The sequence below is a fragment of the Microcoleus sp. PH2017_09_SFU_O_A genome, assembly GCF_020738625.1.
In the GTDB taxonomy this organism is placed as follows: domain Bacteria; phylum Cyanobacteriota; class Cyanobacteriia; order Cyanobacteriales; family Microcoleaceae; genus Microcoleus.
Genome location: NZ_JAEQCF010000142.1, coordinates 1 through 9934 on the forward strand (window position 1 = coordinate 1; position 9934 = coordinate 9934).

At 45.8% G+C, this 9934-nt stretch carries 9 protein-coding genes and 1 pseudogene; 5 read left to right on the plus strand and 5 right to left on the minus strand.

Annotated elements, in window-relative coordinates; genetic code table 11:
* Positions 1-621: 621 nt before the first annotated feature.
* Together minE and minD are read right to left on the minus strand one after the other, a co-directional pair.
* Positions 622-879 (minus strand): annotated as a pseudogene (minE, locus tag JGK16_RS31385) (cell division topological specificity factor MinE); the annotation flags it as partial.
* Between the two features lie 215 nt (positions 880-1094).
* Entirely contained in the window at positions 1095-1901 is an 807-nt protein-coding gene (gene minD, locus JGK16_RS31390; protein WP_293187202.1) for a septum site-determining protein MinD, read from the minus strand.
* A gap of 312 nt (positions 1902-2213) precedes the next feature.
* Between minD and JGK16_RS31395 the strand changes: the two genes are divergently transcribed.
* Complete coding sequence (locus tag JGK16_RS31395) at positions 2214-2357, plus strand: hypothetical protein (protein WP_293193804.1); 144 nt, start codon at positions 2214-2216, stop codon at positions 2355-2357.
* Here the strand turns inward: JGK16_RS31395 and minC are convergent.
* A complete protein-coding gene (minC, locus tag JGK16_RS31400; RefSeq protein ID WP_293193806.1) occupies positions 2337-3137 on the minus strand; it encodes a septum site-determining protein MinC in 801 nt (266 codons plus the stop codon). The genes JGK16_RS31395 and minC overlap by 21 nt on opposite strands.
* A 291-nt stretch (positions 3138-3428) precedes the next feature.
* Here minC and JGK16_RS31405 point away from each other — a divergent pair, with 291 nt between their 5' ends.
* The 4 genes from JGK16_RS31405 (at position 3429) to JGK16_RS31420 (ending at position 7266) form a co-directional block, all read left to right on the plus strand.
* On the plus strand, positions 3429-4355 hold the full coding sequence (locus JGK16_RS31405) for an ADP-ribosylglycohydrolase family protein (RefSeq protein ID WP_293193808.1): 927 nt from the start codon (positions 3429-3431) through the stop codon (positions 4353-4355).
* 181 nt (positions 4356-4536) lie between these two features.
* Positions 4537-5238, plus strand: a complete 702-nt coding sequence (locus JGK16_RS31410) for a DUF4079 domain-containing protein (protein ID WP_293186391.1) — start codon at positions 4537-4539, stop codon at positions 5236-5238.
* The gene (locus JGK16_RS31415) at positions 5223-5426 is read left to right on the plus strand and encodes a hypothetical protein (protein WP_293203579.1); all 204 of its coding nucleotides are present in this window, start codon (positions 5223-5225) and stop codon (positions 5424-5426) included. Before JGK16_RS31410 ends, JGK16_RS31415 begins: the two co-directional genes overlap by 16 nt.
* Before the next feature lie 109 nt (positions 5427-5535).
* Entirely contained in the window at positions 5536-7266 is a 1731-nt protein-coding gene (locus JGK16_RS31420; protein ID WP_293186389.1) for an NAD(P)H-quinone oxidoreductase subunit 4, read from the plus strand.
* Here JGK16_RS31420 and JGK16_RS31425 read toward each other — a convergent pair.
* Both JGK16_RS31425 and JGK16_RS31430 read right to left on the minus strand, forming a co-directional pair.
* Positions 7259-7546 carry a hypothetical protein gene (locus JGK16_RS31425; RefSeq protein WP_293193810.1) on the minus strand — a complete coding sequence of 96 codons (288 nt, stop codon included), beginning with the start codon at positions 7544-7546 and terminating at the stop codon, positions 7259-7261. The two genes, JGK16_RS31420 and JGK16_RS31425, sit on opposite strands and share 8 nt — an antisense overlap.
* Before the next feature lie 497 nt (positions 7547-8043).
* Positions 8044-9687, minus strand: a complete 1644-nt coding sequence (locus JGK16_RS31430; RefSeq protein ID WP_293186387.1) for an NB-ARC domain-containing protein — start codon at positions 9685-9687, stop codon at positions 8044-8046.
* Positions 9688-9934 lie beyond the last annotated feature (247 nt).

Consider the following 9934-nt stretch of genomic DNA (forward strand, 5'->3'; position numbering starts at 1 on the left):
CCGCTCGCGACAGGAGATAATATCGTTTCCGGTCAAATCCAGTAACAGCAGAATTCTGCCAGTGCGAGCGTCCCCGCTCGCGACAGGAGATAATATCGTCTCCGGTGGCATCGGAATTATATATCAATACGGTTTACTTAACGCTTTTTTAGAAATTTTATCTGACGATTTTCTAGGCAATACAGGCATTTTTTGCAAGTCAGATTCTTCTTAAGTCAACCGTATTGAATTTATATATTTGAATCGTCAGAATTATGCCAGTGCGATCGTCCCCGCTCGCGAGAGGAGATAACTTGCGAGCGGGGACGCTCGCACTGGTAAAATCATGATTCTGATGCCAGCGGAAACGAGATTACAAGCTTTTCCCAATTTAAATAACATATTTGGGGCGGACAATCTTAGCCCACCCCACAAGATTTTAATTGTAGAGAGATAGTTTAATTTAAATGGCGAGCCGATCGCACTCATTTACTGAAAAGAAAATCCTAATTTCTATCACTCTGTAGTTTCGGGGAGAGTTTCGACTACATACTCGGGTACATACTCAGCTACCTTTTCAGGTAGATTCTCTGGCAATTTTTCCGGCAATTTATAGGGCAAATTTTCCGGTGGATTTTCCAGTCTCACTCGCCGGATCGGCAGATTTGCGATCAGTGACATAGCCCGCTGGTCGCTTTCGAGACCGAACTCTGACTCAGTGGTATCAATTTCCACGTAGCGAGACACCACCTCTAGAATTTCTCGGCGCATAGACTCAACCATTTCGGGGCTGAGTTCTGACCGATCGTGGGCTAGAACGAGTTTGAGGCGGCGTTTTACATCGTCGCGGCTGTTGTCAGGGATGCGCGGGAAAAGTCGTTCGAGAAGTGTGTATATCATGGTTGCGGCGGGTTTGTCAATGGTTGGGCATAGAAAAAGTCAGGCGATTTTAGATTTTAGATTTTAGATTGGGGAATGACTTATTCCCGTCTGGTTTGGAGTCGGGGGCAGCAGTTTGATGCTTTTTGCGAAATGGTTTTACTCCGGGAATTTTTCGGCTAGTTTTTGCGATGCAGTGGCTGCTATTAAAGGTCGATCGCCAATAGGGCAGCACATCACATAATTTTAGTATTGAAAAACTTGCGGAGGCGAGTGAAAAACGTTTCCCGACGGGGAGTGAGATCTAAAAAATCAACTTTTTCGCCTTCTAAACGGCGGGCAATATTGTCGAAGGCAGTTCCAGCTAAAGAGGTCGTTTCCGACAATACTAATGGTTCGCCTCGGTTGGTGGAAACGATGACCCGCTCGTCGTCGGGAACGACGCCTAACAGCGGAATGGCAAGGATTTCCCGCACGTCTTGCACCGACATCATATCATTTGCCAGCACCATTGCAGGCCTGATCCGGTTGACGATTAGCCTGATTTTCTTGACATTGTTGGCTTCCAGCAGGCCGATGACTCGATCGGCATCGCGGACAGCAGCGATTTCTGGAGTCGTGACAATGATACCTTCTTGCGCCGGGGCGATCGCATTTTGGAAACCCTGCTCAATTCCAGCCGGAGAGTCGATCAAAATATAGTCATATTTTGGTGCCAACATCCCCACAAGCTGCTTCATTTGGTCGGCGCTGATGGCATCCTTCATCCGAGTTTGGGCCGCCGGTAACAGCACCAAGCGCGGCTGCCGCTTATCTTTCACCAAAGCTTGCTCTAAGCGACACTCTCCGGCGAGAACTTCTAATGCCGTGTAAACAATGCGGTTTTCTAAGCCCAGCAGCAAGTCTAAATTTCTGAGGCCGAAATCGGCATCAATTACCGCAACGGTGCGCCCCCGCTTAGCTAAAGCCATGCCGAGATTGGCTGTGGAGGTAGTTTTTCCCACTCCGCCTTTCCCTGATGTAACAACAATAATGCGAGCCATAAGCGATTTTAGATTTATTGGTAATTGCGAATTGGTAATTGCGAATTGGTAATTGCGAATTGGTAATTGCGAATTGGTAATTGCGAATTGGTAATTGCGAATTGGTAATTGCGAAGGTAATTGCGAATTATTCTGATGTTTGTCGATTATTCGCCATTAGTATTTGGTAATTTAGCCAGCATCTTTTATTCCTTGAATCAACTCAACGCTCACAACTAATAAGTCTGATTGTTAGACAAATTTTAGAGGAAGTTTCATTGATATTTTCCATCGTCCTTTAATGACTGATTTAGCCAAGACAAAAATTATCAAATGCAGGTTGAAACAGCATTACCCATTACCCATTACCCATTACCAATTACCAATTACAAATTACCAATTACCCATTACAAATTACCAATTACCCATTACCAATTACCCATTACCCATTACCAATTACCCATTACCGCCCATTAACTGCGATTTGTCAAAATCAGAGGCTCTACCGATCCGAATCCCCTGAGGCGTCACATAGGCGACTTCCGGGAAAAACTGAGCGGGTGAGGCTTCTGGGCCTCTGGCAACGTACTTAGCAATCCTAATCACCATCGGTTCCATCTGCAAGGTCATAATCACGCTGTTGGTGTTGCCGCCGGCACCCGCGTGCACGACGCCCCGCAAACGGCCCCAAACCAGGATATCGCCTCCGGCGACGACTGAGCCGCCGGGATTTACATCTCCCAAAAGTACGATCGTCCCTGGGTGACGAATTTCTACGCCCGATCGCACAGTCATCTGCAAATATAAAGGTTCCGCGAGCGATTGCGGTTTTTCGGCGGATTTACTCAGGGTAGAAACCGGAGGCTGCTGTTCTACAGAATAGCCTGCCGTTGCCGCAGCTACGGCCGTTTGGCGGCGGCTGGTGTGGACTCGTTTGAGTTGCAGTTCCGCTTCCAAGAGGGCATCGGCGATTTCTTGCAGTTGGCGGATATCCAAAAGTCGATCGCTGCCCATCAATTGTACTTCGGCATTCGGCTGCCAAAAGCGTTCTCCAGCATTCAGCCTGACTTTTAGCTGCTGGCAAAGTTCAGTCCAAGTCGATGCCGTACCAGTTCCAGGTTCGTTGTTCGTTTCTGGGGGAAGTAGCAACAATAGCTGTCCGTCTTCAGTCTTGAGTCGGACTTGCAAATCTAAGCTAACTTCGGGTGTTGATTGAGGGGTAGCAGCAGCAGCGGCTGTGGAGGCATCGGGTGTCATGGGACGGTTCGATCTTGGGTAGCGAAAGGTTAACATCAATATTAGCTTGAGTCGTCTTTGGCCTCAGCCTTTGGAGCGAAAAGTCGGGTTTTTTTATTTTTAACCGCAGGTAAGGCAATTTTCTTTCATTTTTGAACAAGATTTTTTTGATTAACCGCAGAGGGCGCAGAGTACGCAGAGAAAGAGAGTTAAGAGAAGAATAAAGTAGGTCTAGACTGGGTACTTTACCGCTAGAAGTAGCACGTCTAACCACGTTTGTCTAAGTTATGTAATTATTAATTTACAATTACTATGCAGCAAATAGAACGTTATCGCGGCAGTCTAATCGGTTTGGCAGTTGGCGATGCTTTGGGAACAACTTTAGAGTTTTGTCGCCCCGGAACCTTTGAACCCATTAACGATATGATTGGTGGCGGCCCGTTTCGACTGCAACCGGGACAGTGGACGGATGATACTTCGATGGCACTTTGTTTGGCAGAAAGTTTGATTAAAAAAAAAGGTTTCGATCCAATCCATCAATTAGAAACTTATCTGAAGTGGCGGCTAGATGGACATTTGAGCAGTACAGGCAAGTGTTTTGATATTGGCAATACGGTGCAAGAAGCACTTTGGCATTTTAAAGATACAAAAAAGCCTTACTGCGGTTCTACTGATGCTTGGGCTGCTGGAAATGGTTCGATTATGCGTTTGGCTCCGGTACCTTTGTTTTATGCTAAAAATCCTTTAGAAGTCATAGAAAAATCTGGAGAAAGTTCTCGAACTACTCACGGTGCTGCTACTTGCGTCGATGCTTGCCGCTATTTCGGTACTTTAATTGCGGGGGCTGTGAATGGAGTTAGTAAAGAAGTTTTGCTTTCCGAAAGATATTGTCCGATCGCCGAATATTGGGCCGCGCACCCGCTGGTGGCAGAAATTGATGAAATTGCGGCCGGTTCTTTTAAACGGCGACAACCTCCTGAAATTAAGGGTACTGGTTATGTGGTTAAGTCTTTGGAGGCGGCTCTTTGGGCATTTTATAACAGTTCTTCTTTTGCCGAAGGGTGTTTGCTGGCTGTGAATTTGGGCGACGATGCGGATACAACTGGTGCGGTTTACGGACAGTTGGCGGGAGCTTTTTACGGCGAATCTGCTATACCGCAAAAATGGTTCTCGCAATTGGCACATGGCTCTTTAATTGCATCTTTCGCCACACAACTCTTGACTGTAGGACTTATGTGATGTTGTTTTGTTGTCCGAATCAAGGGAAACGCTCTGGCGCTCCTGGTGAGTTAAAATCTCTCTTGTTGTTATTTGAGATTTTATTGAAGCCTCGGGTTTTGTTCGATCGCACTCGGGCGATCGATTTCGTCAAAATCTCAAAAATTTAGTTTGATCCAGTTTAAAAACAAAAAGGTGCTTTATGGAAATTAAAGATTTTCTGGCTTTGCTGCATCCTGTTTTAGCTGTGGCGATCGTTTTTCCAATGCTGGGCATTGTGCTGAATATGGCTTGGCAAACTAGGCAGCGCCGCCAGCAAGTTGCATCTGGAGATAAGAGCAAAATTCCCCCTGTAGTCGGCGGCGAACACGTCAAAGCAGGTAAAATTCTGTCGGGATCTGTGGTAGGAGTAACTCTGTTGGGTCTGGGCTACCCAATTTTCGATCATATTTTGAGCAAGGATGTTTGGAGCAAAAACTCGTTTCAGGTAATTTTCATTATTCTGATGTTTGTTGCTACGATCGCCTCTTTGGTCATGTTATATCGATCGACACCTGCTATGTGGCGGGGCGTATTTGCGACTCTGACGGGTGCTGGCTTGGTGATTCTTGGCGCTCAAGATGGCGTTTTTCGGCGCACCGATGAATGGTATTGGTCTCACTACTACATTGGCATCACCGCTGCGTTGCTGATGGTTTTCTCCCTGGCCATCGTTCCAGACATTTATAAAGATCGATCGAATCGCTGGCGCACAGTCCATGTCATCTTGAACTCGATCGCTGTATTGCTCTTTTTGGGACAAGGAATGACCGGAACCAGGGATTTGTTGGAAATTCCCCTGAGTTGGCAGAAACCCTATATCTATAGCTGTGACTTCCCCAATAAGACTTGCCCAAAGCCTTGAGCGATCGCATTACTTGGACAGTCCTGGACACAACTGGCACTCTGATAGTGGTTGATTTTAGGTACGTAGTTGCGCTTCAGCGCTCTTTCATGTTGTGGAAAAGAGCGCTGAAGCGCAACAACGTACCTTTTCATGTAAAAAAAATTAATCTGAAAAAACTCTTGACATTTGCCGCAGCTTATGGGTAGATTTTTCCTCCCGGTATTCGTAGAAAAAAATATTTGCAAATCTTAAGTTTTTATTAAATTAAGTATTACAATAGTGGTAACTTTCAACTAAGTATTTATTCTCAATATCATGATAGCGGATCAATTTCCTTGGCTGACCGCAATTGTCATGCTACCCCTCGTAGCTGCCCTCGCCATCCCTTTTCTGCCCGATACAGACGGCAAAACTGTGCGTTGGTATGCCCTGGGCGTAGGCATTGCAGATTTTGTATTAATGTGCTGGGTGTTTTGGACGCACTACGATCCGAGCATCTCCACTTTCCAAATCGTCGAGAAATATTCCTGGATACCCTCTTTAGGCCTCAACTGGTCTGTTTCGGTTGACGGATTGTCAGTTCCGCTGGTGTTATTGGCGGGATTGGTGACGACACTATCTATTTTTGCTGCATGGGAAGTCGATCGCAAGCCGCGACTTTTCTACTTCCTAATGCTGGTGATGTACTCGGCACAAATCGGAGTATTTGTCGCCCAAGACATCATGCTGCTGTTCATTGTTTGGGAATTAGAACTAATTCCGGTGTACTTGCTAATCTCGATTTGGGGCGGACAAAACCGTCGCTACGCAGCCACCAAATTCTTGATTTACACCGCCGGCGCTTCTATCTTTATTCTCGTCGCTGCCTTAGCAATGGGATTCTACGGCGGAGGAAACGTTACCTTCGACATGGTAGAACTGGGCTTGAAGGACTATCCGCTAGGTTTAGAAATCCTACTTTATGCGGGATTGTTTATTGCCTTCGGCGTGAAACTCGCGATTTTCCCCTTTCACACATGGCTGCCTGATGCCCACGGTGAAGCATCTTCTCCTGTGTCGATGATTCTGGCCGGCGTGCTGCTGAAAATGGGCGGCTACGGACTGATTCGCTTGAATTTGGAACTTCTTCCGAAAGCACACGTTTACTTTGCACCGATTATGGCGGTGCTCGGCGTAGTTAACATTATCTACGGCGCGCTGAATTCCTTCGGCCAAACCAACATGAAGCGCCGACTTGCGAATTCGTCGATTTCTCACATGGGATTCGTGTTGTTGGGTATTGCTTCCTTCACGGATTTGGGAATCAACGGGGCGCTGCTGCAAATGATTTCCCACGGTTTGATCGCCTCAGTATTGTTTTTCCTGGCTGGCGTGACTTACGATCGCACCCATACCATGATCATGGACGAGATGGGCGAGATTGGAAAAGTGATGCCAAAAGTGTTTGCTTTGTTTACAGCAGGCGCGATGGCTTCTTTAGCACTCCCCGGGATGAGCGGTTTTGCTAGCGAATTATCAGTTTTTGTGGGCGTCGCAACTAGCGATATGTACGGTACTTCTTTCCGCGCAGTAATAGTGTTCCTGGCGGCAGTGGGACTGATTTTGACACCGATTTATTTGCTCTCGATGCTGCGACAGTTATTTTACAACTGTGGAACATTGGCAGCTTGCGATCTAGAAGATCTAGATTTGCGGAATCAGCGAAACAATCTGGATGAAGCGGTTTGTTTCGGTAATAGTTGCGTTTTGCCTGGTGATGCAAAGTTTATCGATGCTCAACCTCGCGAAGTGGCGATCGCATTTTGCTTCTTGATCCCGATTGTCGGCATTGGTTTTTATCCGAACATGGCGATGCAGGTTTACGACGCGAAGACTGTGGCTGTTAACGCCGAAGTCCGCCAATCTTACACCCTCATCGTTCAACAAAATCCTCAGATTTATGCGAAGGGATTTTTGGCACCCAAAATTGCACAGGCTCCAACAGTACCTGCTTTGGGCAAAATTACCGGATCTGAATCTGCATCGGTTTTGGGTATTGTCAAATAATTTTATCCAATTCTGTTGTTGCTGAAAATAGAGCGATCGCTTTTGTTAAAGGGCGATCGTTTTTTTGTTGCATAAGGCAGTTGACAGTTGACAGTTGACAGTTGACAGTTGACAGAATCGTAGGGTGCGTCGCCATCGAAAATTTATCGGGAAAAATCGACAATCTCATAGATCCGCACCACGCACCGGGAGCATCAAGCGCGATCGCACTATCATAAAAAATGCTTTTTTCAAAAATGAGATGCTCCCGACGCACCTGAGACTTCTTGCGCTCATTCACAAACTATTTTGATTTGAAATGAATCTGCGTCGATCTGTATTTATTTGATTGACATTTGCGGTTGACCTATCATATCATTTCATTTCAGGTCGATCGCCATAACAAAAACGGTTCGTAGTGCGGACTTAAGTCCGCAGCCGGAGAGCGGACTTAAGTCCGCACTACGAACCGATGAAGTTTATTATACGATTGACAAAAACTATGGCGGCAAAACAATTTTTTCCCTTGTTTTCTCAAATATCGTTTAAGGTGCATTGCCGTCAGATTGTCGATTGAATTTACCAGAAATAATTGGTTGAAAGCCGGAACACGAGTGAGGGAGAAATTTAAATCAGACTATTCATTACTCCAATCCTCTTCCTTCTAGGTAGATGTCGCTCTCAAACTGTCAACTGTCAACTGTCAACTGTCAACTGTTGAAGGATTTTTTAGGGCGACACACCTACAAATACTATTGCAGTATTTTGCATAATTGGTGTAATTTGCCGGATCTGATACTAGCGCCGAATTCCTAAAATAATCTGAGCTAAATTTTCCCTAGCATATCCCACCTCAAGCATCGATTTATCTTCCAGCCCCGAGGCAACTTTCGTCAGGATATTTAGCGGTTCTTCCGAACCTACAGTTTTCAGAAACAACACTTGCAGCCGATTTTTAACTAATTCTACAATTGAGCGACTGCGAGCCTCTTTACTTTCTTTTTGTTGAGCAACACTCCTACTAAGATTGTGAGTTTTTAACAGCCACATTCTTTCTATTCCTTGCATTTTGACGGTCTCCAAAACCTCCGCTTGAATCTGCTCGACTAATCTTTCACTTACATATTGCACGATTAAAGGCTTCAGCCTAAAAACAGTTTGCCCGCTCTCACTTATTTTTTCGATTAGAAAGCGACGGCCGAGAGAATCGAGATTTTTTACCAAATCAGAAAGAGACGAATTGACTAACATCTGCTCTCGCAAACTCGCTAGGGAAATCGGACTTTGAGCAATAGCCAGCCAGTAGGAAATCTCTTGTTCTGAATTTGACATTCGATCGAACTGCTGCGCGAGTAAATTGCTGATGTGTTCTTCAATAAATAACGCCGTCGCTTCCAAAAACTTGACAACATTTCCTTCAAAAAACTCGTTAATCGTTGTTGCCACAATCTTGATTGCTAACAGATTGCCTCCGTACCGGGCTAACAAGATTTCCCATTCTCTATCTTGGGCGGACAAACCTTTTTCTTTGAAAATATCTCGGGCTATTTCCTCGGAAATAGCAGGCTTTAAAAACCGCACTTTTTCTCCAGCTAGCAAAGCCATTTCCGTAGGTTCTTCGGCACTAACTAGGACAAAACAGCTCTGGTGATTGACTTCACACAGCCGCACAATTAAATCTCGATATCCTTCACAGCCTTCGCGGTAATGTCCCGCTAGTTCTTCTGGTTTGAGCACTGCTTCAAAATCGTCTAAAATTATCAGACAGCGCTGCTGGCGCAGATACTCGACTAGGCGCGAAATTTTGCCGTTAAAGTCGATCGCCTGCGAGGGCTCCGCTAACGGCAGAGCGGACTTTTGTTGGTTAGCAAAAAGTTGAATTAAGCTAGTGAGGAAGTCGGATGCTGTTGGTGCCGATCGCAGCGATCGCCAAATCACAAAATCAAACTCATGCTGTACCTGTTTTGCCAACTGCACCGACAGAGTTGTTTTCCCACTACCAGCCAAACCCAGCAGCGCTACTACGCGACAATTATCGGATACAATCCACTGCTTTAAAGTAGTTAATTCTTCAGTCCGCCCGTAAAAAACTGCCACATCCGGTGCTTGGTCCCAATCTTCTTGTCGCCGTCCTATCGGCGTTTTGAATAGAGATCCTTTACCTTGACTAAAATCAATCGAGCCCTGCTCCGTGTGGTAAGAAAATAGCAACTGATGCCTCAATTCCGAGAGCTTTCCAGGGCCATTCCCCGCGATCTGAAACTTTTTGTAAACTTCGCCTAGTCTTTTGCGAACGGCGATATCGCTGATGCCAAGCTTGGTTGCGATGGTAGCCGTAGATTGACCGTCGAGAGCCATAAACACAGTCTCTAACTCGGCATCTGTGACACCGCGCTCTTTCGCGATCGTTTGCACAAAGTTTTGAGGAATCGGAGTAGTCAAGGTAGGAATCTCGCCTCTACTAAAAATCTATCTTCTATTATATTCTCTGAGTTCTCGCGGGCAAACAATTGAATGCGTCAATTTTCAGCTTGCTTGTCGGTCTTGGAGGGCCGTTTGAGATATTTATAGCTGGTAAAAGTATAGTCATCTATTACATGACATGGGAGGCTTCCAGTCCCTCCCCTTTCGCTTTCACTTCGAGCGGATTGACCCGCCTTGGCTGAACTACGCAGCTCTCTATCCCATT